Source organism: Vibrio sp. Vb1980 (assembly GCF_033338615.1).
Lineage (GTDB): Bacteria > Pseudomonadota > Gammaproteobacteria > Enterobacterales > Vibrionaceae > Vibrio > Vibrio alginolyticus.
Genome location: NZ_JAWOSZ010000006.1, coordinates 135,344 through 160,295 on the forward strand (window position 1 = coordinate 135,344; position 24,952 = coordinate 160,295).

The following is a 24,952-nucleotide window of genomic DNA, read 5'->3' on the forward strand; positions in this document are numbered from 1 at the left end:
CATCCGGAAAGAATCTTTGGTAAACAAAGCTTCGCTCGCTTCATCAACGACCGTCAAAGTAGGTAATAGAGGCAGGATCAAAAATGGAGCGGCCAGTGCACACTCCATTTCAAACAATTTAAATTAGAACCAACGCTCTAATGACGATTTATCGAGCTGGCGAAACGCTCGGTTCAATATTATCGCAAGCTCTTTGTAACGAGGGCGAGCTTTGACAGGCTCTAATGCAAAACCTGTTTCCACAATTTTTTGATGCAACTCCCGATACCAAGAGGCCAAAGAAGGCGGCAATTTCGTGTTGGATCGAGCACCAAGCCACCAAATGCCTTGAAGTGGCAAGCTAATCGCAAACAAGGCGACAACAATGGATTGAGGTAACGCGTGGTAATTGTTGAATGCCATTTGAGTGAGTACGCTGATCGCAGCAACAGCTGGCATGACTTTAATGCCAAAGCGAGTCGCCTTAATGATACGCTGTTCCGGAAATATGGCGCTTAGCTCTTTACGAACCGGCCAGATCTCCATGTAATTCTGGCCATCTTTCAGGCTATGGATCAATCCGACTTTATTACTCATACCGCTCTCTCACTAAAAAATAGTTGAACATTTCAACTGAAGGTACAAAAAATTGATGAAAGTTAATATTCTTTCAAATTTTTTTTGTTATCATTGCTTATTATCGCTATCCTTTGCAGACCCTCAATCTCATTGTTGCTGTTATTTACAATTTAAGCAACTCCGAGATATCTATCTGCACGGATCGCATCATAGTGATGGAAGGGTTCATCACTATTTCTTTATATGGAATTAGAACAATTTTTGACCAGGATTAGTACGCAGCCTTCTGGGTATCGGCTATTCTTGTGATTAATTTTTCATTCTTTAACTGATTTTTTATCAGACGAATAACAGGTAGTCATACATGTCTAAGCTAGTTTTAGTTTTAAACTGCGGTAGTTCTTCTCTTAAATTTGCCGTTGTTGATGCCGAGAACGGCGACGAGCACTTGTCAGGTCTTGCTGAGTGTCTTCACCTTCCTGAAGCTCGCATCAAGTGGAAACTTGATGGCAAGCACGAAGCTCAACTAGGCAATGGTGCAGCTCACGAAGAAGCACTAGCGTTTATGGTAGAAACTATTCTTGCTTCTAAGCCAGAGCTTAAAGCTAACCTAGGCGCAATCGGTCACCGTATCGTTCACGGCGGCGAGCAGTTCACTCAATCTGCACTAATTACTGATGAAGTTCTAAAAGGTATTCAAGACGCTGCAACATTTGCACCTCTTCATAACCCTGCTCACATCATCGGTATCGAAGCGGCTAAGAAAAACTTCCCAGAGCTGAAAAACGTTGCTGTATTTGACACTGCGTTCCACCAAACTATGCCTGAAGAGTCTTACCTATACGCTCTTCCATACAACCTATACAAAGAACACGGTATCCGTCGTTACGGCATGCACGGTACTTCTCACTTGTTCATCACTCGTGAAGTTGCAGGCCTACTAAACAAACCAGTTGAAGAAGTAAACATCATCAACTGTCACCTAGGTAACGGCGCATCTGTATGTGCGATCAAGAACGGTCAATCTGTAGACACTTCTATGGGTCTTACTCCACTTGAAGGTCTGGTAATGGGTACTCGCTGTGGCGACATCGACCCTGCTATCGTCTTCCACCTACACGACGCTCTAGGTTACTCTGTTGATCAAATCAACACGATGCTAACTAAAGAATCTGGTCTTCAAGGTCTAACTGAAGTGACTTCTGACTGTCGTTTCGTTGAAGACAACTACGGTCAAAAAGAAGAAGCAACGCGCGCAATGGACGTGTTCTGTCACCGTCTAGCTAAATACGTTGCTGGCTACACTGCTTCAATGGAAGGCCGTCTAGACGCAATCACTTTCACTGGCGGTATCGGCGAGAACTCTGGCCCTATCCGTGAAATGGTTCTAAACCGTCTTGGCATCTTCGGTATCGAAGTAGATAGCGAAGCTAACCTTAAAGCTCGCTTCGGCGGCGAAGGCGTTATCACGACTGAAAACAGCCGTATCCCTGCAATGGTTATCTCTACTAACGAAGAGCTAGTCATCGCTGAAGACACTGCTCGCCTGACAGGTCTTTAATTGAATTCCTGGCTAGCCACTCGGCTAGCCAGATTTTCAATCAAACGAATTTCTTAGGGGCTCAACTCCTATTCTTCGAGCTTCATGGAATAAGAGTTGAGCTTTTATCCCCCAAATAGCTAAAGGTACTCTACGAATGTCTCGTACTATTATGCTTATCCCTACTAGCGCAGGCGTTGGCCTAACAAGCGTTAGCATGGGTGTTCTTCGCGCTATGGAGCGTAAAGGCGTTAAAGTTTCTTTCTACAAGCCAATCTGTCAGCCACGTTCAGGTGGTGATCAGCCAGATCTGACTTCAACTATCGTTGGTCGTAACAGCGATATGAAGATCGGTGAACCAATGGCGATGTCTGTTGCTGAAAGCCTAATCGGTAACGACAACATGGACGAGCTGCTAGAAACCGTTGTTGAACGTTACAACCAAATCAACAAAGACGCAGACGTTACGCTAATCGAAGGTCTTGTACCTACTCGTAAGCACCCATTTGCAAACCAAGTAAACGCGGAAATCGCGGCAACACTTGGTGCAGAAATCGTGCTAGTTGCGACTCCAGGTACTGATAACCCTGCGCAACTGAAAGAGCGTATCGAAGTAGCATGTTCTAACTTCGGCGGCACTAAAAACAAAAACATCTCTGGTGTTATCATCAACAAACTAAACGCTCCTGTTGACGAAGCTGGCCGTACTCGCCCTGACCTATCTGAAATCTTTGACGATGCAGACAGCGCGAAACAAAACGAATTGAAAGTGATGGAAATTTTCAACACTTCTCCAATTCGTGTACTAGGTTGTGTGCCATGGAGCATTGATCTGATTGCGACTCGTGCAATCGACATGGCTAAACACCTGAAAGCAGATATCATCAACGAAGGTGACATCAACACTCGTCGCATCAAGAGCATCACTTTCTGTGCACGTTCTCTGCCAAACATGATTGAGCACTTCAAACCGGGTTCTCTACTTGTTACTTCTGCAGACCGTCCTGATGTTATCGTTGCTGCTTCTCTTGCTGCAATGAACGGTGTGGATATTGGTGCAGTACTGCTAACTGGCGGTTACGATATCCCTAGCGAAATCGAAGGCCTATGTAAACCAGCATTCGACACTGGTCTACCTATCTTCAAAGCACAAGGTAACACTTGGCAAACGTCTCTAAACCTACAGAGCTTCAGCATAGAAGTACCTGCAGACGATAAAGAGCGTATCGAGTTCATCAACGAACACGTTGCTGGCCACATCGACGGTAACTGGATCGAGTCTATGACTGAAGGCACTCAGAAGTCTCGTCGTCTAAGCCCACCAGCGTTCCGTTACCAGCTAACCGAACTTGCTCGTAAAGCAGGTAAGCGTATCGTTCTTCCAGAAGGTGACGAACCACGCACAGTTAAAGCAGCAGCAATCTGTGCTGAACGCGGCATTGCAGACTGTGTACTTCTAGGTAACCCAGATGAAATCCGTCGCGTAGCGGCTCAACAAGGCGTTGAGCTAGGTACTGGTGTAACCATCATTGATGCAGATGCTGTTCGTGAAAACTACGTTGCTCGCCTAGTTGAGTTGCGCGGTGCGAAAGGCATGACTGAAGTTGTGGCTCGTGAGAAGCTACAAGATTCAGTATTCCTAGGCACAATGATGCTTGAGAACGACGAAGTTGACGGCCTAGTTTCTGGTGCTGTTCACACTACGGCGAACACTATCGTTCCTCCGTTCCAAATCATCAAGACGGCACCAAATGCGTCTATCGTATCTTCAGTATTCTTCATGCTTCTGCCTGATCAAGTACTGGTTTACGGTGACTGTGCAATCAACCCAGATCCAACTGCTGAACAGCTTGCTGAAATCGCTATCCAATCTGCTGACTCTGCAGCAGCATTCGGTATCGAACCACGCGTTGCAATGATCTCTTACTCTACTGGTGAATCTGGTAAGGGTGCAGATGTTGATAAAGTACGTGAAGCAACAAAACTGGCTCAAGAGAAACGTCCTGATCTTATCATTGACGGTCCTCTACAGTACGACGCTGCTATTATGGAAAACGTTGCTGCTTCTAAAGCACCAAACTCTCCAGTTGCAGGTAAAGCGACAGTGTTTGTATTCCCAGACCTAAACACGGGTAACACGACTTACAAAGCGGTACAACGTTCAGCTGACCTAGTATCTATCGGTCCAATGCTGCAAGGTATGCGTAAACCTGTAAACGACTTGTCTCGTGGCGCGCTAGTAGACGACATCGTGTACACCATCGCTCTAACAGCTATCCAAGCAGACCAAGAAGCTAAATAATCGCTTCTGACATCTAGTTGGATATAGATACAAAGCCCTCGATTCGTCGAGGGCTTTTTCTATTGCTGGCCAGAACACTTATTTGTTTTTTATACCAATCACTGCACAACCTATAATTACTGGTGCACAAAGCTTTTCTTCCTATCGCCCCCCATACCTAATCGACATTGCTCGTGCTTGTTCTTACACCGATTGACCCACTCCCCAAAATGCATTGGCTCCAAACCAGCACGGTCCCTGTTCAATTTATCGGCATTATTTACGTTTTAGCTAAACTTTTTTGCTAGGAAATACGTAAAAGCTACTGCAATACACAAACTCATTGACTGCTAAGGAATATATATGAAGGATTTCATCAATACATCACTGATAAAGTTTGGTTTAGCTGCGTTTCTGATTAGTTTTTCTTCATTCAGCTTTTCCGCCCCGAGTATTAAAGGCGTCGATCAAGATATGTCCGGAGGAACGGTGACCGCTGAAATGGCTCATGCTGATGACAATGGGTGGATGGTTGTCCACCGAACAGACGAATCAATGAAGCCTGGTCCTGTTATCGGCTACGCTCCGTTAAAAATGGGAAAGAATGAAAACGTAAATGCAATTTTGATGGAACCAGTAGAATCAGGCGATATGCTGATGTTAATGGTCCACGGAGAGAAAGGTGGCATGAAGACTGGTGTGTTTGAGTATACGCTCGGCGCTAAAGAGGACGGTCCTGTAAAAGTGGACGGAAAGCTAGTGATGGACATCGTACGCGCTAAGTAAGGTGGAGATGAATGAAAAAGTAAACTTCCTACTCCCGGTATTTAGATGACACAAAAGTACTTAACGGCATTGCTAACCGTTAAGTACTTTTTCATTTGCGATGGAAGCAGCAAACTAGCCAATCCTTTCTCTTCCATGAGGAGTATTTAGGTCTAAATCAGGCCCTTTTGGTACAACTTGCGTCGGATTAATCCCAGTGTGGCTGAAGTAGTAGTGGCGTTTAATGTGATAGAAATCCGTCGTATCTTCGACGCCTTTTACTTGATACAACTCTTTTAAGTAGCCTTGTATATTTTCGTAGTCTGCGATGCGCTGCTTGTTACACTTGAAATGCCCCACATACACCGCATCAAAACGAATAAGAGTCGTAAACAAACGCCAATCCGCCTCAGTAATTGTGTTCCCTGCTAAGTAACGATGCGTCGCTAGGTGAGCATCGATTTTATCTAACGCATTAAACAAAGAATCAAACGCTTCTTCATACGCCTCTTGTGTAGTCGCGAAGCCACAACGATACACTCCGTTGTTGACATTCGGATAAACAAAATCGTTCCACTCATCAATAACGTGTTTTAGATGTTCTGGATAGTAGTCGTCGTGATTCCCTGTTAACGCATTGAATTCCGAATTGAACATGCGAATGATCTCTGACGACTCGTTTGACACAATAGTATTGGTCTTTTTATCCCAAAGTACAGGCACGGTTACGCGGCCCGTGTAATCGGGTTTGGCCTGCGTGTAAATTTGATACATACGCGTGTGACCAAACAATGGCTCAGGAAGCCCCATTTGCCAACCTTGGCTGAGCATATCAGGGCAAACGACCGTGACATCAATATGTGGTTCTAAACCTTTCAGCTTGCGGAAAATGAGGGTTCGATGTGCCCAAGGACAAGCAAGAGAGACATACAAATGGTATCGACCGGACTCTGGTGTAAACTCCGCATCAGGATCGTTTTTAACCCAGTTACGGAATCCGGCATCTTCGCGCACAAATTTGCCACCATTTGATTTTGTGTCATACCAGACATCTTGCCAAACACCTTCAACCAACTTACCCATGATTGCTCTCCTCTCGTTCTGTTTGTGTCTATATTAGCGTTTCCTATCAAACAGAGAATCATCGAACTTAGGACATCATGTTCAAGAAATTCGAATGTATAAATCAGACACATAAAAAAAGCGCGACCCGATGAAGGTGTCGCGCTTAAGCCCGTCACAGGCTGAATTTATACACTAACGTGTAAACAAGATACCGCGTGAACGTCATTACCTAAAATGGTTGGCTTTGTCTTCGCACACTCTTCGGTTGCTTGTGGGCAACGAGTGCGGAATACACAACCCGACGGTGGGTTGATAGGTGAAGGAAGATCACCCTCTAGCATTTGGATTTTCTTATTGCGCTCAATATCCGGGTCCGGGATCGGAACCGCAGACATTAGCGCACGCGTATATGGGTGCTTAGGATCAGCAAACAGAGCCTCGGCCTCGCCAAGTTCCACGGCATTACCTAAATACATAACTAAAACGCGATCTGAAATGTGTTTAACGACAGACAAGTCATGCGCAATGAATACCAGAGAAAGCCCTAACTCTTTTTGAATCTCTTTAAGTAGGTTAACCACCTGAGCTTGAATAGATACATCAAGCGCCGATACTGGCTCGTCACAAATGATCATCTTAGGCTTAAGGATAAGCGCACGCGCTATCCCGATACGCTGACACTGACCACCCGAGAACTCGTGTGGGTAACGGTTAATCACGTTAGGTAATAGGCCAACTTTCGCCATCATCTCTTTAACGCGATCTTTCACTTCCTGCTTAGACAGTTCTGGATAGAATGTCTCAAGAGGTTCAGCAATGATATCACCAACAGTCATACGCGGATTCAGCGATGCCAATGGGTCTTGGAAAATCATCTGAATTTCTTTACGCGTCTCACGGCGCTGAACGCTTTTCATTTTAGTAAGGTCTTGACCCAACCAAACTACTTGGCCGTCAGTAGCTTCAACCAGACCAATGATGGCACGAGCAAACGTCGATTTGCCACAACCTGATTCACCTACTACACCAAGCGTTTCCCCTTCGTATAGTCGAACGTTCACGCCATCTACCGCTTTCAGGCTCGAAGGCTTTGACCACGGCCATGCCGACTTTGAGGCAATGCTGAAGTGAACTTTCAGCTCAGAAATGTCCAGAATTAGTTTTTTGTCTACTGCGTTCATTTGTTCCAAGCCTCCCATTCAGAAAAACATGCACGCTGACGACCATCACCAAATGGTGTCAGAATTGGCGCCTCGCGCTTACAACGATCCATCACACGGTGACAGCGCTCTTGATAAGGGCAGCCCGGCGGTAGACGAAGCAAGTTTGGTGGATTACCAGGAATGGTCGGCAGAATTTCACCCTCAGTATCGAGGCGAGGAATCGCCTTCAGCAGCCCCTCCGCATAAGGATGGCTTGGATTGTAGAAAATTTCGTTTACGTTGCCGTACTCCATGGTACGGCCTGCATACATCACCAGCACCTTGTCACACGAACCTGCAACCACACCAAGGTCGTGAGTGATCATGATGATCGCTGTGTTGAACTCAGATTTCAGCTCATTCAACAAGTCCATGATCTGTGCTTGTACCGTCACATCAAGTGCTGTTGTTGGCTCATCGGCTATAAGCAGTTTAGGACGACATAACAACGCCATCGCGATCATTACACGCTGACGCATACCGCCTGAAAACTCATGCGGGTACATCGTGATACGCTTACGCGCTTCAGGGATTTTTACCGCTTCCAGCATGCGTACTGATTCTTCAAATGCTTCCGCTTTGCCCATGCCTTTGTGCAGCATAAGCACTTCCATCAACTGATCACTGACTTTCATGTAAGGGTTCAGTGATGTCATTGGGTCTTGGAAGATCATTGCGATCTGTTCCGCACGCACTTTGTTCAGTTCTTTTTCTGGTAAGTTTAGGATTTCTTTGCCTTCAAACTTTGCGCTACCAGAAATAATACCATTCTTAGCCAAAAGGCCCATGATTGCGAATACGGTTTGAGATTTACCTGATCCCGACTCTCCAACGATACCTAAGGTTTCGCCTTGGTTGAGAGAGAAGTTCAAATCGTTTACTGCGGTTACGATACCATCTTGCGTGGTGAATTCGACGCGCAGATCTTTGACATCTAATAAGCTCATCATTGCTTCCTTAATCTTATCTTTTAATTATCTGTCTTTTGGATCCAGCGCATCGCGCAGGCCGTCACCAACGTAGTTGAAGCAGAATAGCGTCACAACCATGAACACTGCTGGGAATGCCAGCTGCCAGATTGCTACTTCCATTGTCTGTGCACCTTCTTGTAGAAGAGCGCCCCAACTTGTCATTGGTTCCTGAACACCAAGACCAAGGAATGATAGGAATGATTCCGTTAGAATCATACTTGGGATAAGCAGCGTAGAGTATACCGCTACAATACCCAGTACGTTCGGTACGATATGACGAGTAATGATTTTCCAGTTGCTTACACCACACACATGTGCCGCTTCGATAAACTCCTTGCTACGTAGACTAAGAGTCTGACCACGTACGATACGCGCCATATCTAGCCATGCGATAGCACCAATCGCAACGAAGATCAGCATGATGTTACGACCGAAGAATGTTACCAGTACAATCACCAGGAACATAAACGGTACCGCGTATAAAATTTCTAGAATACGCATCATTACGCGGTCAACTTTACCGCCGATGAAACCAGATGCTGCGCCGTAGAGCGTACCAATCAGTACCGCTACAAATGCACCCATAACACCTACCATCAACGAAATACGACCTCCAATTAGCGTACGCACGTATAAATCACGGCCTAAGCTGTCAGTACCAAACCAATGGTCAGCATTCGGTGCAACGTGCATCGCGTACCAGTCAGTATCATCAAATGTGTACGGTGCGATCATTGGCAGGATAATAACCGCCAACGTCATTAGAACAAGAAGGAATAAGCTCACCATCGCCGCTTTGTTGCGCATGAAACGGATACGAGCATCTTGCCAAAGACTGCGACCTTCAATCTCCAAGTTTTCGGAGAATTTCTCAATCGCTTCTAGGTTTTCTTTTTTCGTTAACATAACCAAACGTCCCTGTTAGTAGCGAATTTTCGGGTCAATCATTGCAAGTAAAATATCTACAATCGCGTTGAATAGAATAAATAGGAAACCAATCAGAATGGTTACCCCCATTACTAGCGAGTAGTCACGGTTAAACGCAGCGTTAACGAATAGTTTACCAATACCAGGCAGACCAAAAATGGTTTCGATAACAACGGAACCGGTGATGATACCTACGAAAGCTGGACCCATGTAAGAAACAACAGGGAGAAGTGCCGGCTTCAGAGCATGTTTGATAATGATGTAACGGTAACTTAGACCTTTAGCACGTGCCGTACGAATAAAGTTACTGTTTAAGGTTTCGATCATCGAACCACGCGTAATACGAGCAAAAGTAGCAACATACAGTAGCGACATACCAATAACAGGAAGCACTAAATACTGCCAGCTACCATCTTGCCAACCGCCCGCAGGGAAGATATTCCAGTGAAGCGAGAATATGTAGATAAGCGCAGGCGCTAATACAAAGGATGGCATTACCACACCAAGCATCGCAGTCGACATAATGGTGTAATCAATCCAAGTATTTTGCTTGAGCGCAGCAATGGTACCGACGGTAACCCCCATTATCAAAGTAAAGATAAAGGCGATGAAGCCCACTTTAGCCGAAACAGGTAAGGCAACCGCGATCAGCTCGTTTACTGAGTAATCAAGGTATTTAAATGACGGTCCGAAATCACCTTGGATAACATTGGTCAAATACGTGGTGTATTGTTCAAATACAGGTTTATCCAAGCCATATTTAGCTTCGATATTTGCCATTACTTCGGGTGGCAATGGACGCTCTGTCGAGAAAGGGTTTCCCGGTGCAAAGCGCATAAGAAAGAAAGATACGGTGATCAAAACCAACATTGTTGGGATCGCCTCAAATATCCTTTTTGCGATGAATTTAAGCATAAACTCACTCTTTCAGTCTGTGACAGTTAAATTAAAGAAGTCGTCCAATTCTTTTGGACTAAAGATAGGCGCTACATGCAATTTCTCACATGTAGGGCCTCATTTTTATAGTTCTATCGAGTTACGAATTACTCTGTGATGTAGAGATCTTTAGAGTAAATCTTGTCTTCCGCGTTATTTACTGGGAAGCCACCAACTTTCGGTGATAGTAGACGTGATTTCACGTACTGGTAGATAGGTGCGATTGGCATATCTTTTGCCATCAACTTCTCTGCTTCTAGGTAAAGCGCTTGGCGCTCTTCGTCAGAAGTTGAAGCAAATGCTTTGTTCATGATCGCATCGTACTCTTTGCTGTCGTAGTGAATACCACCAGTAGTGTTATTACTCATCATCAGCGTTAGGAAAGATGAAGCTTCGTTGTAGTCGCCACACCAACCTGCACGAGCAACCTCAAAGTTGCCAGAATCTTTGGTAGATAGGTAAGTTTTCCACTCTTGGTTTTCTAGCGTAACGTCAAGACCAAGTGTCTTCTTCCACATTGAACCCAGTGCAACCGCAAGTTTCTTGTGGTTCTCTGATGTATTGTATAGAAGGTTAAATTCAAGAGGGTTGTCTGCGCCGTAACCCGCTTCTTCCAATAGACGCGCAGCTTCTGCGTTACGCTCTTCTTGCGTCATTTTGCCGTATGCAGGGATTTCTGGGTTGAAACCTGCCGTAATTTCAGGTGTTAGGAAGTAAGCTGGCTTTTGACCTTGACCTAAAATCGCATCAGTCACAATGTTACGGTCAATCGCATAAGAAATCGCTTTACGCACACGAACATCATCAAACGGCTTTTTCTTCGTATTGAAGATGTAGTAGTAAGTACATAAGTTACCGGTTACAGACACTTCTTGTGGGTGCTCTTTCTTCAGACGCTTGAAGTGCTCTGTAGGCAGCTCGTTCGTGAAGTCGATTTCACCCGCTAGGAAGCGGTTCATTTCCGCTACTTGGTTCTCGATTGGTAAGAAAGTCACTTGATCAAGCGTCGTGTTTTCGTTGTCCCAGTACTGTTCGTTACGTTTTAGAACCAAACGCTCATTTACAACCCAGTTGTCAACAACATAAGCACCGTTACCTACAAAGTTCTCTGGCTTCGTCCATTGATCGCCGAACTTTTCAACAGTTGCTTGATGAACAGGTTTCACTGTCGTGTGGCCCATCATCATTACAAAATATGGTACTGCAGTATCTAACTCAACCACTAACGTGTGGTCGTCAACCGCTTTAACACCTAACTCGCTCTTATCTTTTTTACCCGCAACAATGTCTTTTGCGTTCTTCATCTTGGTGTATTCCATGTACCAAGCATATGGAGAGGCGGTTGCTGGATCGACTGCACGTTGGAAGCTGTAAACGAAATCACCTGCAGTGACAGGATCACCGTTTGACCATTTTGCGTCTTCACGTAAGTGGAAAGTGTATGTTTTGTTGTCTTCAGTTTCCCAAGATTCTGCAACACCAGGGATAGTGTTACCGTCCGCATCTTGGTTTACAAGGCCTTCAAGAAGATCGCGAATCACGTGGGATTCTGGAACACCTTGAGATTTATGAGGGTCTATTGTCGCAACTTCTGTACCGTTACCACGCACCAATTCTTGAACAGCAGCAAGTTTTGGCTCTTTAGAATCAGATTTAGCTTCAGGGGCTGGAGCCGGAGCAGGCTCAGCAGCTTGTTTCTCCGCAGGCTTTTCACCACAACCAGCTAGAGCGAGAGAAAGACCAGCACCAATAAATAAAGCGCGCGTGATTTTATTCTTATACATGCGTAAAACTCCAAATTTTTTCGTTAGCATCCATGACTTCTTTGTAAGGGCCTGGAACGGTCAGAGTTTTAGATTTTTTTAGTGCACTTTCTGAGCACAAAAGTCTAAAACCTTACAAAGACTGCGGCACACATTAGCAATCATTGAAGTAATTTGCCATAAAAATGTAGCAAAAAAACCAATAATGCTGACTAAACCACACATATCTAGCAGTAAACTCTAACCCCAAAGCATTCACCAGCCAAATAAAGACCAGAAGCGACATTTAACAGGCGAAACTTTCGATTAATCTGAGTTTAAACCATTTACTAGCATCTTATGCTAGATATTTACACATCATTTAACATTTATGACAAATCAAGTCTAACAAATAATTGTTTATATATTGGGCAAAAAACTTTTATTGTGAAGAATATCACCAGACAAAAGATAGGAAATATTGAAACAAAGTGAGCAATACAATGAAGATAAATACAAAAAAAGCTAAGTGCCATTAGCACTTAGCTTTTTTCACTAGAATGCGGGTTAGTTCTATTTTTCCCAACGCTGTGCTGCTTGATGATCGGTGTCGCGCGACTCAATCCAACGATCTTCATTCGTCGTACGCTCTTTTTTCCAAAATGGTGCTTGGGTTTTCAGATAATCCATGATGAACTCGCACGCATCAAATGCCGCGCCGCGGTGCGCACTGGAGACGCCCACAAATACAATTTGGTCACCGCTATCCATGTCTCCGACACGATGAATCACGCGTACACCTAATAGTGGCCAGCGAGACTCAGCTTGATCGCAAATGTCGCTCAAGCTCGTCTCTGTCATCCCCGGATAGTGCTCTAGATGTAAACCAATGACATTATCCCCAAGGTTCATATCTCGAACTTTACCAACGAATGTAACGACAGCGCCGGCAGCCGTCCCTTCAGATAGACGTTGATATTCTTGCTCAACCGAAAAGTCTTCAATTTGTACAGAAACACGAGAATCCATCTTAACCCCCAGTTACCGGCGGGAAAAACGCAACTTCGTCACCTGCTTTTACTTGTGTATCCAGAGGGACGATAGATTGGTTCACTGCAGCAAGTAGCTTTCCTGGCTCGAGTGCTAAATCCCACTTGCCATCTTTCTCAGTGCCTTCTTCCACTAGATGTGCACGAATTGATTCAACCGTTTCAAACGGCCCGTCTAACTCAACACTGTCGATGCCAATCAGCTCGCGAGTTTGAGCAAAGAAAAGTACTTTAATCATGATTCCACCTTAAAGTGACCAGATTTACCACCCGTTTTCTCTAATAGACGAACTTGACCAATGACCATGTCTTTTTGTACTGCTTTACACATATCGTAAATCGTTAGAGCAGCAACGGAAGCTGCCGTGAGCGCTTCCATTTCCACACCAGTTTTACCCGCAAGTTTACATACTGATTCGATGCGAACTTTGTTTTCTGCTTCGATAGCTTCCAGTTGAACTTCAACTTTAGAGAGTAGTAGCGGATGACAAAGTGGAATCAAATCCCAGGTTTTCTTAGCGGCTTGAATACCAGCAATACGAGCCGTCGCAAATACATCACCTTTATGGTGCTGGCCAGAGACAATCAGTTGAAGTGTTTCTGGGGCCATGTGAACAAATGCTTCAGCACGAGCTTCACGAACCGTCTCCGTTTTTGCTGACACGTCAACCATGTTTGCTTCGCCAGAAGCATTGATATGTGTAAATTGGGTCATTGTTTTTCCTTCGCTTTTAGGAAAGGTTATACAGATAGGTGTGGCATGAAGTTACAAGGGCGATGACTTGCATCCAACTGCTGTTTAATAATTTTTGTCCAGCCTGTGCGGCACGCACCAGTTGAACCTGGCATTGCGAAGATCACGGTGTGGTTAGCAAAACCAGCAATCGCACGAGACTGAATCGTAGACGTACCGATCTCTTCGTACGACACCATACGGAACAACTCACCAAAACCTTCAACTTCTTTATCAAATAGAGGCTTAAGTGCTTCTGGCGTGCTATCACGTGAGGTGAAACCTGTACCGCCAGTAATCATGATCGCTTGTACGCTTTCATCAGCAATCCATTGAGAAACAATCGCGCGGATCTTGTACATGTCATCAATAACAATTTGCTTGTCTACTACGTTGTGACCCGCTTCTTGAGCATGCTCAGCTAGGTAACGACCAGAGGTATCGTTTTCTTCAGTACGAGTGTCAGATACCGTTAGAACGGCAATATTTGCAGGTTGGAATTTGCTTTCAGCGTGACCCATTTGTTCACCTATTCTCTTAATTAGCTTTGATACGCTTGGTATCGATTCGGAAAAAGTTAGAGCCAGCTTATCACTAAGCTCGCTCTAAAAGTTGAATGAAGTTAGCCGCCGATAGACGCGAGGTGTGGCGTCATACCAGTATTGCCATCATGCAAGAAATGGCTTACCGACTTGGTTTGTAACTGCGCCTGGATACGTTCAATAAGCTCACTCTCTTGCGCATCACGTTCCAAAAGATCACGCAATTCTACACCGTAGTCTCCAAACAGACATAGGTGCAGCTTACCCATCGCAGAAACGCGCAGTCGGTTGCAGCTTTCACAAAAGTCTTTTTCATAAGGCATGATAAGACCTATTTCACCCTTGTAATCAGGATGAACAAATACTTGCGCAGGACCATCATTATGCGAGCGTACTTTCAGCAACCAACCATTTGCAATTAGCTGGTTACGAATTGCCACTCCGGATACATGGTGCTTATTAAATAGCTCATCCATCTCACCCGTTTGCATCAACTCAATGAAACGCAGTTGGATTGGACGATCTTTTATCCAGTTAAGAAACGCTGGCAGCTCGTGATGGTTCAGATCTTTCATCAACACCACATTAACTTTTACTTGCTCATAACCGACCTCGAACGCACGTTCGATACCATTCATGACTTCAGTAAACTTATTTTCACCTGTGATTTGATGAAACATACGCGGGTCAAGGCTATCCACACTGACATTAATGTGGGTTAAACCCGCTTCACGCCAATCTGCGACTTGTTTTGCCATGCGATAGCCATTGGTTGTCGTTGCAACTTTTTGAATGCCAGGCGTCGCCGCTACTGAATGGATAATGTCGGTAAAATCTTTGCGTAAGCTAGGCTCACCACCAGTGATGCGCACTTTTGACGTGCCACAATCAGCGAATGCTTTTACGACCCGTTTGATTTCAGGGAGAGATAAAAAAGACGAGTTTTTATTGCCCGAAGGCTTATAGCCATCAGGAAGGCAATAGGTACATTTGAAATTACATACGTCGGTCACAGACAGACGCAAGTAATAAAACTTACGATGAAATTTGTCTTCGAATTGTTGCGCCACGGAACACCTTTCCAAACACGGGAGGCATGGCCATTTCCAATCATGCCCTTGTGACAGTATGCCACTGGCTCAAAACGCCTATCCAAGGACTTAGCAATAGTGAGCTCGGAGTTATGGCAACCAGAGATATGAAATCTCTGATAGCTTTGCGGTGTAAAATACTTAATATTTGTAATGGAATCCAGACTTGAGTGATAAAAAACTCTCTAGAGACACAATTTACCGCTAAGTGAGTACCTTTAAGACACTCCTTAAGATAAATTGTAGCCGTTTTTTATTAGATTATTAGAAGAACATAATGAATATCTACACAGATAAAAAAGTGGTCGCTGTTGGCGGTGGTCATGGCTTAGGTCGAATGCTGGCCGCATTACGAGATTTTGGCAGCAATGCAACTGGGATTGTTGCCACGACTGACAATGGTGGTTCAACAGGAAGAATTCGTCACTGCCAAGGAGGAATCGCTTGGGGAGACACACGTAACTGTATTAATCAGCTCATTACAGAGCCTTCGATCAGTTCTATGATGTTTGAATATCGCTTCAAAGGCACTGGCGAACTTGATGGTCATAATCTTGGTAATTTGATGCTTACTGCACTCGATAACTTATCGGTCAGACCTTTAGATGCCATTAATCTGATTCGCAATATGTTAAAAGTCGACGTTAACATCCTTCCTATGTCCGAACACCCTTCGGATCTTTCCGCGTTATCCGTAGATGGGAAGTGGGTTACGGGAGAAACAAATGTCGACGAAATGAAAGCAGACTTGCGACGTTTGGATCTTTCACCAGAAGTGCCTGCTACCAAAGAAGCCATCACAGCTTTGGCGGAAGCGGACGCGATTATTCTTGGCCCTGGCAGTTTTTTAACTAGTATCATGCCTCCTTTATTGCTGCCTGAACTCGGCAAAGCGATTGCAGCAAACACAAAAGCAAAAGTCATTTTTGTTGCTAACCTGAGTCCAGAATACGGCCCAGCGGGACGAATGACGATGGCTCAAAAATTAGAATGGTGTGAACGTGCCTGTCAAGGAAGAAAAATAGACGTGGTTCTAGCAGAGAAAACCGAGCAAGACGTCTTAAGTCAATGGAATGTAGTGACGGAGTCACTCGCCTCCTCTAACCGAGACTGGCGTCACGATAGAAACAAGCTCAAACTAGCGATTGAAAATCAGCTACAACTTTCTATTTAAGAGCACGTTACCTGGCTAGCGCCCTCTTTTAAGTTGTTTATTGATAATGAAAACCCTTCTGTCATCGAAGGGTTTTAGTTCAGGCATCCAGTAAAAACAGATGTTTACTAAGAAAAAATGGTTAATAGAAATAAATAGCTACTGTCGCCAAGAGCGATAAGCATCTCGAGTTTCGTGCAAAAGATCGAGCATAACCTCTAACACCTCAGACTCAGCAGTTAACTCACCGGCTTTCGCTTTTTTGTCTATGGACATCGCCAGTTCACAAAGGCGATCTGCCCCAAAGCTCGCAGCACTACTTTTCAACGCGTGGCTGATTTCTTTTGAGTAAGCTAATCGCTCTGCCCCCTGCAATTGGGATAAGTTCTCGATATAGGTATCCATTTCTCCTAGGAAGATATCGAACAGTACAGGTACGTTGTCGCTGCCAATTTCCATCGACAGTTCATCTATTTTTTGCTGATTTAATACATTTACACTCATACTTTTTGCCGCTCTTCCTTGCCGTTCCATGCCTGTAACTTGCGGTAAATCGTCGACGGACTGACATCAAGGTATCCCGCCGCTCGAGGAATATTGCCATCACATGCTTCAATCGCTTGCTCGATTGCCATTTTTTCCGTCATCCATAATGGCATAATCTCAGATGCGGTCATCGCTTTCGGCTCAATTAATTTAGCCACAGACGACGGACGGTCAAGCGGTTGATTCAACGGTGGCGGTAACATGTCCAACGTAATCTCTTTACCGTTGTTTAGAACAACGATATTGCGTAGCACGTTTTGTAACTGACGAACGTTACCCGGCCACTCATAGCTGTTGAATCGCTCGATGACATCAGGCGCAAAACGTATGAAGCTTTTTCCTTCTTCGTGTGACATGTAACCTAGCAGTGAGTATGCAATTTCAATAACATCTTCGCCTCGTTCGCGTAAAGGCGGTAAATGCAAAGGAATGACATACAAACGATAGTACAAATCTTCACGGAATCGACCTTCTTGTACCTCTTTCCATGGGTCACGGTTAGTGGCACAAACAAAGCGCACATCCACGCTCTTCATTTTTGAGGAACCCACTTTTTGGAATGTGCCCGTTTGAATAAATCGTAGCAACTTGGTTTGTAAATCCAAGTCCATCTCACAAAGCTCATCTAGAAAAAGTGTGCCGCCATCCGCTAACTCAGCTGCCCCTTGACGATCATTCGCAGCGCCAGTAAAGGCCCCTTTTACGTGACCAAACAGTTCACTCTCAATCAAATCTTTTGGAATTGCAGCACAGTTAATTGCAATAAAAGGTTTGTCACCACGTTTACTTGCTGCGTGAATAGCCTCGGCACATACCTCTTTACCAGTTCCACTTTCACCTGTGATAAAAATACTCGCTTTACTGCTCGCCGCTGAATCTATCGTACGGTAAACCTGCTGCATGGTTTGGCTACTGCCGATAAACCCCTGATAGCTCTGATTACCTGGATTATCGGCTTCATTTTTTAGCTTGGTCGCTTTACGAATGGCATTGTTAACCGTGACACGTAAACGGTCTGCTTCACACGGTTTGATTAAAAAGTCTTGTGAGCCATGACGCATGGCCTCGACAGCGGTATCGATAGAACCGTGAGCGGTCATAAAGATTATAGGTACGTCGGGATGACTCTTTTTAACGGCATGTAAAACGTCCATCCCCGTCATATCTGGCAGACGGAGATCGAGTAAAATAAGATCTGGAATTCGATGATTTAGGCTCTCAATGGCATCCCTACCTGTGCCGACAATATTGATATCTATGCCAAGCGGTGTCAGGTATGAGCGGTACAGAGCCGCAACAGATGCGGTGTCCTCGACCATTAAAAGGTAACGAGACTTTGGGCCTTCGGGTTTTTGTTGCATAACCTAGCTATTATTTTGTTGTGTTTTAAACAATAATCGCATTACGCTTTGCATTTTGCAAATAACATTAACTAAATTATGGGCAAAGGAAAAAATTCAAAAATAATATCAATTATTTAAAAAATGGCACAAACCATGCTGTAACGATAATGACCCCTCGGGTCACCTAGCCAACTGACGTTGTTAGTGAACGATATGTTCACAAAACAAGCCAATAGACCCGACTGCCTATTGGCTTCTTTTTTTTACAAGCGACCTAAAATGCTTGGATAGCTAAATCGGTAAGTTTGTTCAACTATTTGCGATGAACTGCGCTCGTAGTTTTTCAATCTCGTCACGCTTTTGTGCCGCTAACTCAAATTCTAAATCTTGCGCATGCTGATACATAGCAGCCTCCAGTCGACTGATTTCTTTTTCTAGCTGCTGAGGGGACAGTGCCTCGTAAGTTTGCGAAGGCTCCGCCACTTTCGATAATGGTACCTGTTTAGTGTTACGCTGGCGTTTAGACTTAGTGATATCGCCAAGTTCCATGATGTCTTTGATATTTCGTTTGAGCGCTTGTGGCGAAATACCCATTTCTTCGTTGTACGCTTCCTGCTTCTCGCGACGACGGTTAGTTTCATCCATCGCCTTTTTCATTGAGTTGGTGATTCGGTCAGCGTATAAAATCGCCTTACCTTCGATGTTTCGTGCAGCACGACCAATGGTCTGAATGAGTGAGCGTTCAGACCGCAAGAAGCCCTCTTTATCCGCATCCAAAATTGCAACTAACGAGACCTCTGGCATATCCAGGCCCTCTCTCAATAAGTTGATTCCCACCAGCACGTCAAATTCTCCAAGGCGAAGGTCACGGATAATTTCCACACGCTCAACAGTATCAATGTCTGAGTGTAAATAACGTACCTTAACATCATGTTCGTGAAGGTATTCGGTGAGATCTTCAGCCATTCGTTTGGTCAGTGTTGTAACCAGAACTCGCTCATCTTTAGCAGCGCGAATACGGATCTCAGACAATAGGTCGTCGACTTGGGTCGCTACTGGGCGAACTTCCAACTCAGGGTCAAGCAAGCCTGTAGGACGAACGACTTGATCCGCTACATCACCCGCCGATTTTTCTAGTTCGTAATTTCCAGGCGTAGCAGAGACGAAAATCGTTTGTGGCGCTAGTGCTTCAAACTCCTCAAACTTCAGTGGACGATTATCCAAAGCTGAAGGTAACCGGAAACCAAACTCCACCAGCGTTTCTTTACGCGAACGGTCGCCTTTATACATGGCACCTATCTGCGGTACTGTCACGTGAGATTCATCGATGATCAACAAGCCATCATGAGGTAAGTAGTCAAACAGGGTTGGTGGCGGCTCACCTTCCGAGCGTCCACTGAGATAACGAGAATAGTTTTCGATACCGGAGCAAAAGCCCAACTCATTCATCATTTCGATATCGAATTGAGTGCGCTGGCTAATTCGCTGCTCTTCCAGTAGCTTGTTGTTATCTAGAAGCTGCTTTTTGCGCACTTCTAGTTCGACTTTAATATTTTCAATCGCTTCAAGAATGCGATCTCTTGGCGTCACATAGTGCGTCTTGGGATAGATGGTATAGCGCGGCAAGTCTCGTTGTTTGACCACGCCTGTCAATGGGTCGAACACACTGATGCAATCCACCTCATCGTCAAACATCTCAACGCGTACAGCGTCTTGGTCTGATTCAGCAGGGAATATATCAATCACCTCGCCACGGACACGGAACTGCCCTCGCTCAAAAGCAACATCATTGCGCGAGTATTGGAGCTCCGCTAGGCGACGAAGCATATCACGCTGATCAATCACATCTCCACGTCGCAAATGAAGCATCATTTGTAAGTAGGATTCCGGATCACCCAAACCATAGATAGCTGAAACCGAAGCAACGATAATAGCGTCTTTCCGTTCCAATAAAGCTTTAGTGGCAGACAGTCGCATTTGCTCAATGTGGGCGTTAACCGAAGCGTCCTTTTCAATGAAAGTATCTGTTGTGGGAACGTATGCTTCAGGTTGGTAGTAATCATAGTAAGAAACAAAATACTCAACCGCATTATTAGGAAAGAATGACTTCATCTCACCATATAACTGAGCAGCAAGCGTTTTGTTTGGCGCAAGTAATATTGCAGGTCGTTGGGCTTGAGCAATCACATTCGCTAGTGTGAAGGTTTTACCTGAGCCTGTGACCCCCAACAATGTTTGATGTGCTAGCCCAGCATCGAGCCCCTCAAGCAACTGATTGATCGCTCCTGGTTGATCGCCCGACGGCTGATAATCGGAGACCAATTCATAGACTTTACTCATACCCTTCCTCAATTTTACTGCGCTAAGGCTGTATATATATACACCTTAGCTAATGAAATCTACGTCTATCGAGAATTTAACCATCATTGTTAATAAATTTTCTTGTTTGTCTAGAATGCTATAGCCATACAAAAGTGACTCTGATATAGTACTTCGCCCTAGTTGAAGAGCCACACACATTCTTCACATTATAGTTTCCACAACTTTTCCCCAAAAATTAGCTTAAAACTTTCTTATCCCCAAAAGATTGATTTTTATCCACTTTGAATACCTTTTGATTAACATCGATAAATCTCTGTTTTATTTGCTTATTTTACGCATAACTCCGACTAAAAATTCATTAAATAAAAACTTAGTTGCATATCAATTTTCTTTACCCAGATCTCATCAACATACTTATCCACAAATTTAGTGGATAACTAACCTCGAGCCTTTACTAGCAAGCCATACAGAAAAGTAAAGCCCTTAAATCAATATTTTTTGCTAAAAATGTATTTTTTTACTGTTGACAGTAGTTTGAGTGCTCGGTAAGATTCTTCCCGCTTTCAAGCAAAGCAATTCCTCCTTAGCTCAGTTGGTAGAGCGACGGACTGTTAATCCGCAGGTCGCTGGTTCGAGCCCAGCAGGAGGAGCCAGATTATAGAAAAGCCGTGTCGCAAGACACGGCTTTTTTGTATCTTAATCACCATGAAATCTAAGCCAATCTAGGCGCCATAAAATCACACCGAAATAAGTTCAAATTACAGAACTCATAACATTGTCATAGATAGTGTTCTCACAGCACCACACATTTAATTCTGTCTCTTTTCTAGCAAAACACAATCGTAAATATTTGAATCTATTATTAATGCAATTTAATCATTAAAAAAATGAAAAGCATTCATTTTACTCATAATAAATAAATCCATACGATTAAAAGGGTTAAGAATGGTTCCGTCCTACTCGTCGCCTCCATTCTAATTATCAATAACTTAGGGATTTACTTATGACTATTCCGACAACTGACATGCTAGATGCATGGGCTGGATTTACTGCTGGTGAATGGCAAAACTCTGTCAACACTCGTGACTTCATCCAAAAAAACTATACACCCTATGAGGGAGACGAGACTTTCTTAGCTGAAGTTAGCGAATCCACTTCAGCATTATGGAACCAAGTGCTTGAAGGCATAAAACAAGAAAGCCGCACACACGCCCCTATTGATTTTGACACAGACTTGCCCTCAACAATCACTTCCCACGATGCAGGCTACATCAACAAAGATCTGGAAAAGATCGTTGGCTTACAAACTGATCAACCGCTAAAACGTGCAATCATCGCCAATGGCGGGATTCGCATGGTCAAAAACTCTTGCGAAATTTATGGCCGCGAGCTGGATCCAACGGTTGAAAAAATCTTCACTGAATACCGTAAAACTCACAACAAAGCGTGTTTCGACCTTTACACCAAAGAAATCCTAGCGTGTCGTAAATCCGGCATCATTACGGGTCTTCCTGATGCCTATGGCCGTGGTCGTATTATTGGTGACTATCGCCGTCTCGCCCTATACGGTATCGACTTCTTAAAAGCAGACAAAAAAGAACAATACAATTCAACACAAACGTTCTTAGAACAAGGCAACGATCTTGAGAAAACACTTCGTCTTCGCGAAGAAATAGCCGATCAAGTTCAAGCACTTGAAGACATTCGTCAAATGGGTCTGAAATACGGTATTGATATGTCGCTACCTGCAAAAACAGCACAAGAAGCGATCCAATTTACCTACTTTGGCTACCTAGCGGCGGTTAAATCGCAAAACGGCGCAGCAATGTCACTGGGCCGTACTTCGACTTTCCTAGACGTCTATCTAGAACGCGATATCGCAAACGGTTTGATTGATGAATCACAAGCGCAAGAAATGATTGACCACTTCATCATGAAGCTACGCATGGTTCGCTTCCTACGCACACCAGAATACGATTCATTGTTCTCTGGCGACCCAATCTGGGCAACCGAAGCCATGGCTGGTATGGGCGTTGATGGCCGTACGCTAGTATCTAAAACGACATTCCGGTACTTACATACACTACATACTATGGGCCCTGCTCCTGAGCCAAACATGACGATTCTTTGGTCAGAGCAATTACCTGAAGCGTTCAAACAATATGCTGCAAAAGTGTCGATTGATACCTCTTCGGTTCAATACGAAAACGACGATCTAATGCGTCCTGATTTCGACAATGACGACTACGCGATTGCCTGTTGTGTGAGCCCGCAGGTTGTTGGTCAGCACATGCAATTCTTTGGTGCACGTGCCAACCTTGCAAAAGCACTGCTTTACACCATCAATGGTGGTATCGATGAAAAATCGAAAGCGCAAGTGGGTCCGGTAGTGGACAAAGTTCAAGATGAAATTCTCGACTTTGACGCTTTGATGCCTCGTTTCGACAATATGTTGGAGTGGCTAGCAACGCAATACGTCACAGCGTTGAACATCATCCATTACTCACATGACCGTTACAGCTACGAAGCATCACTGATGGCATTGATGGATCGCGACGTGCACCGCACCATGGCGTGTGGTATTGCAGGTCTGTCTGTTGTCGCTGACTCTTTGGCGGCAATTAAATACGCGACCGTGAAGCCTGTTCGTGATGAAGATGGCATCGCCGTTGATTTTGAAATCGAAGGTGATTATCCAAAATTTGGTAACAACGATGCCCGTGTTGATGACATCGCTTGTGATCTAGTTGAGCGCTTCATGAAGAAAATTCAGAAGATGCACACCTACCGCGAAGCAGTGCCAACTCAATCGATTTTAACAATCACATCTAACGTGGTTTACGGTAAAAAAACGGGTAATACACCTGATGGCCGTCGCGCAGGTATGCCTTTTGGACCGGGTGCAAACCCAATGCACGGTCGTGATGAAAAAGGGGCGGTTGCGTCTCTGGCATCGGTTTCTAAATTACCGTTTGCTTACGCTAAAGATGGTATTTCTTACACTTTCTCAATTGTGCCGAGCGCATTGGGTAAAGATGACTTGAGTCAGAAGAAGAACCTAGCTGCGCTAATGGATGGTTACTTCCATCACGAAGCAAGCAACGAGGGCATTGCGATTGAAGGTGGTCAACACCTTAACGTCAACGTTCTGGACCGAGAGATGTTATTGGATGCGGTTGAACATCCAGAGAAATACCCTCAGTTGACGATTCGAGTGTCTGGTTATGCGGTACGTTTTAACTCTCTAACGACAGAGCAACAGCAAGACGTCATCACTCGTACCTTCACAAGTAAGATATAAACACAGTCCATCAAGCACTCAGAAAGTTTAAATAATTAGCTTGTAAATATGCGTTGCCCGCCTCTCTTTTCTACCTGGGAGAGGCGGGCTTTTTTTAAAATCACACATTAGATGAAAATTAATAGGTAGTATCCTCTCGCTAACAATACATTCAGCAAACGATTCAATTTCTTATTGATTCATCAAAATACATCAATTAGACGACTATTTTTCTATCGTGTATGTAAAACCACATCGTTCACTGGTTGTTATTGGTGTCACAAAACACGATAATATCAAGATCGGATTTTAAGAACGTAATAACTATGACCGAATATGTTTTGTTGTTGGTCGGCACTGTGCTGGTGAACAACTTTGTACTGGTGAAGTTTTTGGGCCTATGTCCTTTCATGGGCGTGTCCAAAAAACTGGAAACAGCAATAGGTATGGGCTTAGCGACAACTTTTGTGCTAACGCTCGCGTCAGTGTGTGCGTATTTAGTGGAAAGCTACATCCTTCGTCCACTGGGTATTGAGTACCTTCGAACCATGAGTTTTATTTTGGTGATAGCCGTTGTGGTGCAGTTCACCGAAATGGTTGTGCACAAAACCAGCCCGACGCTTTATCGCTTGCTTGGCATTTTCTTACCGCTGATCACAACAAACTGCGCAGTATTGGGCGTGGCACTTCTTAACATTAATGAAAACCATAACTTTATTGAATCGATCATCTACGGCTTCGGCGCCGCTGTTGGTTTCTCATTGGTGTTGATACTTTTTGCATCCATGCGAGAGCGCATAGCCGCCGCCGACGTTCCTGTACCTTTTAAAGGTGCATCAATAGCAATGATTACAGCAGGTTTAATGTCACTCGCCTTTATGGGCTTTACAGGTTTGGTGAAGTAAG

Annotated in this window: 21 protein-coding genes, 1 tRNA gene and 1 riboswitch; of the genes, 7 read left to right on the forward strand and 15 right to left on the reverse strand. The window is 44.4% G+C overall.

Going from position 1 to position 24,952, the window contains the following annotated elements; translation table 11 throughout:
* Nucleotides 1-123: 123 nt before the first annotated feature.
* Nucleotides 124-576: a terminus macrodomain insulation protein YfbV gene (yfbV, locus tag R7F64_RS11990; RefSeq protein ID WP_005380809.1), complete on the reverse strand. Its 453-nt coding sequence runs from the start codon at nt 574-576 to the stop codon at nt 124-126.
* 346 nt (nt 577-922) lie between these two features.
* Between yfbV and R7F64_RS11995 the strand changes: the two genes are divergently transcribed.
* The 3 genes from R7F64_RS11995 to R7F64_RS12005 all read left to right on the forward strand — a co-directional run bounded on the left by R7F64_RS11995 (nt 923) and on the right by R7F64_RS12005 (nt 5,165).
* Nucleotides 923-2,119, forward strand: a complete 1,197-nt coding sequence (locus R7F64_RS11995; RefSeq protein ID WP_005380807.1) for an acetate kinase — start codon at nt 923-925, stop codon at nt 2,117-2,119.
* Nucleotides 2,120-2,255: 136 nt separating this feature from the next.
* Nucleotides 2,256-4,400 carry a phosphate acetyltransferase gene (gene pta, locus R7F64_RS12000; protein WP_005380805.1) on the forward strand — a complete coding sequence of 715 codons (2,145 nt, stop codon included), beginning with the start codon at nt 2,256-2,258 and terminating at the stop codon, nt 4,398-4,400.
* Nucleotides 4,401-4,742: 342 nt separating this feature from the next.
* Nucleotides 4,743-5,165, forward strand: coding sequence for a hypothetical protein (locus R7F64_RS12005; protein WP_005380804.1), 423 nt, complete (start codon nt 4,743-4,745; stop codon nt 5,163-5,165).
* Nucleotides 5,166-5,279: 114 nt separating this feature from the next.
* On the opposite strand, the gene R7F64_RS12010 is transcribed toward R7F64_RS12005, so the two are convergent.
* The 11 genes from R7F64_RS12010 to moaA all read right to left on the reverse strand — a co-directional run bounded on the left by R7F64_RS12010 (nt 5,280) and on the right by moaA (nt 15,381).
* Nucleotides 5,280-6,227: a glutathione S-transferase family protein gene (locus R7F64_RS12010; RefSeq protein WP_054576226.1), complete on the reverse strand. Its 948-nt coding sequence runs from the start codon at nt 6,225-6,227 to the stop codon at nt 5,280-5,282.
* Nucleotides 6,228-6,394: 167 nt separating this feature from the next.
* A complete protein-coding gene (oppF, locus tag R7F64_RS12015) occupies nt 6,395-7,408 on the reverse strand; it encodes a murein tripeptide/oligopeptide ABC transporter ATP binding protein OppF (RefSeq protein ID WP_005387265.1) in 1,014 nt (337 codons plus the stop codon).
* A complete protein-coding gene (locus tag R7F64_RS12020) occupies nt 7,387-8,358 on the reverse strand; it encodes an ABC transporter ATP-binding protein (protein WP_005380792.1) in 972 nt (323 codons plus the stop codon). Before R7F64_RS12020 ends, oppF begins: the two co-directional genes overlap by 22 nt.
* Nucleotides 8,359-8,385: 27 nt before the next feature.
* The gene (gene oppC / locus R7F64_RS12025) at nt 8,386-9,288 is read right to left on the reverse strand and encodes an oligopeptide ABC transporter permease OppC (protein WP_017633861.1); all 903 of its coding nucleotides are present in this window, start codon (nt 9,286-9,288) and stop codon (nt 8,386-8,388) included.
* 15 nt (nt 9,289-9,303) lie between these two features.
* Complete coding sequence (gene oppB / locus R7F64_RS12030) at nt 9,304-10,224, reverse strand: oligopeptide ABC transporter permease OppB (RefSeq protein WP_005380786.1); 921 nt, start codon at nt 10,222-10,224, stop codon at nt 9,304-9,306.
* Nucleotides 10,225-10,352: 128 nt separating this feature from the next.
* Entirely contained in the window at nt 10,353-12,029 is a 1,677-nt protein-coding gene (locus R7F64_RS12035; RefSeq protein WP_017633862.1) for an ABC transporter substrate-binding protein, read from the reverse strand.
* 531 nt (nt 12,030-12,560) lie between these two features.
* Nucleotides 12,561-13,016: a molybdopterin synthase catalytic subunit MoaE gene (gene moaE, locus R7F64_RS12040; RefSeq protein WP_262637164.1), complete on the reverse strand. Its 456-nt coding sequence runs from the start codon at nt 13,014-13,016 to the stop codon at nt 12,561-12,563.
* 1 nt (nt 13,017) lies between these two features.
* Complete coding sequence (moaD, locus tag R7F64_RS12045) at nt 13,018-13,275, reverse strand: molybdopterin synthase sulfur carrier subunit (protein WP_017636051.1); 258 nt, start codon at nt 13,273-13,275, stop codon at nt 13,018-13,020.
* Nucleotides 13,272-13,751 carry a cyclic pyranopterin monophosphate synthase MoaC gene (gene moaC / locus R7F64_RS12050; RefSeq protein WP_005380779.1) on the reverse strand — a complete coding sequence of 160 codons (480 nt, stop codon included), beginning with the start codon at nt 13,749-13,751 and terminating at the stop codon, nt 13,272-13,274. The genes moaD and moaC overlap by 4 nt, the downstream gene beginning before the upstream one ends.
* A 26-nt stretch (nt 13,752-13,777) precedes the next feature.
* Nucleotides 13,778-14,290 carry a molybdenum cofactor biosynthesis protein B gene (moaB, locus tag R7F64_RS12055; RefSeq protein ID WP_005388935.1) on the reverse strand — a complete coding sequence of 171 codons (513 nt, stop codon included), beginning with the start codon at nt 14,288-14,290 and terminating at the stop codon, nt 13,778-13,780.
* A 101-nt stretch (nt 14,291-14,391) separates the two neighbouring features.
* Nucleotides 14,392-15,381: a GTP 3',8-cyclase MoaA gene (moaA, locus tag R7F64_RS12060; protein WP_318071719.1), complete on the reverse strand. Its 990-nt coding sequence runs from the start codon at nt 15,379-15,381 to the stop codon at nt 14,392-14,394.
* A riboswitch (molybdenum cofactor riboswitch) is annotated at nt 15,370-15,504 on the reverse strand. (Overlaps the previous gene by 12 nt.)
* Nucleotides 15,505-15,679: 175 nt before the next feature.
* Here moaA and R7F64_RS12065 point away from each other — a divergent pair.
* Nucleotides 15,680-16,576, forward strand: coding sequence for a YvcK family protein (locus R7F64_RS12065; protein WP_005388931.1), 897 nt, complete (start codon nt 15,680-15,682; stop codon nt 16,574-16,576).
* Between the two features lie 138 nt (nt 16,577-16,714).
* Here R7F64_RS12065 and luxU read toward each other — a convergent pair whose 3' ends face one another.
* The 3 genes from luxU to uvrB form a co-directional block, all read right to left on the reverse strand.
* A complete protein-coding gene (luxU, locus tag R7F64_RS12070) occupies nt 16,715-17,059 on the reverse strand; it encodes a quorum-sensing phosphorelay protein LuxU (protein WP_318071720.1) in 345 nt (114 codons plus the stop codon).
* On the reverse strand, nt 17,056-18,462 hold the full coding sequence (gene luxO / locus R7F64_RS12075) for a quorum-sensing sigma-54 dependent transcriptional regulator LuxO (protein WP_005380768.1): 1,407 nt from the start codon (nt 18,460-18,462) through the stop codon (nt 17,056-17,058). Before luxO ends, luxU begins: the two co-directional genes overlap by 4 nt.
* A 291-nt stretch (nt 18,463-18,753) precedes the next feature.
* The gene (gene uvrB / locus R7F64_RS12080; protein WP_017636056.1) at nt 18,754-20,784 is read right to left on the reverse strand and encodes an excinuclease ABC subunit UvrB; all 2,031 of its coding nucleotides are present in this window, start codon (nt 20,782-20,784) and stop codon (nt 18,754-18,756) included.
* A gap of 559 nt (nt 20,785-21,343) precedes the next feature.
* Between uvrB and R7F64_RS12085 the strand changes: the two genes are divergently transcribed.
* From R7F64_RS12085 to rsxA, 3 genes are all read left to right on the forward strand, one after another.
* Nucleotides 21,344-21,419 (forward strand) — tRNA-Asn (locus tag R7F64_RS12085).
* 350 nt (nt 21,420-21,769) lie between these two features.
* Nucleotides 21,770-24,067 (forward strand): formate C-acetyltransferase, encoded by a 2,298-nt coding sequence (gene pflB, locus R7F64_RS12090; RefSeq protein WP_318071721.1) that lies wholly within the window; start codon nt 21,770-21,772, stop codon nt 24,065-24,067.
* A 305-nt stretch (nt 24,068-24,372) separates the two neighbouring features.
* The gene (gene rsxA, locus R7F64_RS12095) at nt 24,373-24,951 is read left to right on the forward strand and encodes an electron transport complex subunit RsxA (protein ID WP_005380762.1); all 579 of its coding nucleotides are present in this window, start codon (nt 24,373-24,375) and stop codon (nt 24,949-24,951) included.
* The last annotated feature ends 1 nt before the right edge of the window (nt 24,952 follow it).

Excerpts from the sequence above, each read along its gene's own strand:
- yfbV (WP_005380809.1), bottom strand. The coding sequence starts at position 576 with ATGAGTAATAAAGTCGGATTGATCCATAGCCTGAAAGATGGCCAGAAT.
- R7F64_RS11995 (WP_005380807.1), top strand. The coding sequence starts at position 923 with ATGTCTAAGCTAGTTTTAGTTTTAAACTGCGGTAGTTCTTCTCTTAAA.
- pta (WP_005380805.1), top strand. The coding sequence starts at position 2,256 with ATGTCTCGTACTATTATGCTTATCCCTACTAGCGCAGGCGTTGGCCTA.
- R7F64_RS12005 (WP_005380804.1), top strand. The coding sequence starts at position 4,743 with ATGAAGGATTTCATCAATACATCACTGATAAAGTTTGGTTTAGCTGCG.
- R7F64_RS12010 (WP_054576226.1), bottom strand. The coding sequence starts at position 6,227 with ATGGGTAAGTTGGTTGAAGGTGTTTGGCAAGATGTCTGGTATGACACA.
- oppF (WP_005387265.1), bottom strand. The coding sequence starts at position 7,408 with ATGGGAGGCTTGGAACAAATGAACGCAGTAGACAAAAAACTAATTCTG.
- R7F64_RS12020 (WP_005380792.1), bottom strand. The coding sequence starts at position 8,358 with ATGAGCTTATTAGATGTCAAAGATCTGCGCGTCGAATTCACCACGCAA.
- oppC (WP_017633861.1), bottom strand. The coding sequence starts at position 9,288 with ATGTTAACGAAAAAAGAAAACCTAGAAGCGATTGAGAAATTCTCCGAA.
- oppB (WP_005380786.1), bottom strand. The coding sequence starts at position 10,224 with ATGCTTAAATTCATCGCAAAAAGGATATTTGAGGCGATCCCAACAATG.
- R7F64_RS12035 (WP_017633862.1), bottom strand. The coding sequence starts at position 12,029 with ATGTATAAGAATAAAATCACGCGCGCTTTATTTATTGGTGCTGGTCTT.
- moaE (WP_262637164.1), bottom strand. The coding sequence starts at position 13,016 with ATGGATTCTCGTGTTTCTGTACAAATTGAAGACTTTTCGGTTGAGCAA.
- moaD (WP_017636051.1), bottom strand. The coding sequence starts at position 13,275 with ATGATTAAAGTACTTTTCTTTGCTCAAACTCGCGAGCTGATTGGCATC.
- moaC (WP_005380779.1), bottom strand. The coding sequence starts at position 13,751 with ATGACCCAATTTACACATATCAATGCTTCTGGCGAAGCAAACATGGTT.
- moaB (WP_005388935.1), bottom strand. The coding sequence starts at position 14,290 with ATGGGTCACGCTGAAAGCAAATTCCAACCTGCAAATATTGCCGTTCTA.
- R7F64_RS12065 (WP_005388931.1), top strand. The coding sequence starts at position 15,680 with ATGAATATCTACACAGATAAAAAAGTGGTCGCTGTTGGCGGTGGTCAT.
- luxU (WP_318071720.1), bottom strand. The coding sequence starts at position 17,059 with ATGAGTGTAAATGTATTAAATCAGCAAAAAATAGATGAACTGTCGATG.
- luxO (WP_005380768.1), bottom strand. The coding sequence starts at position 18,462 with ATGCAACAAAAACCCGAAGGCCCAAAGTCTCGTTACCTTTTAATGGTC.
- uvrB (WP_017636056.1), bottom strand. The coding sequence starts at position 20,784 with ATGAGTAAAGTCTATGAATTGGTCTCCGATTATCAGCCGTCGGGCGAT.
- pflB (WP_318071721.1), top strand. The coding sequence starts at position 21,770 with ATGACTATTCCGACAACTGACATGCTAGATGCATGGGCTGGATTTACT.
- rsxA (WP_005380762.1), top strand. The coding sequence starts at position 24,373 with ATGACCGAATATGTTTTGTTGTTGGTCGGCACTGTGCTGGTGAACAAC.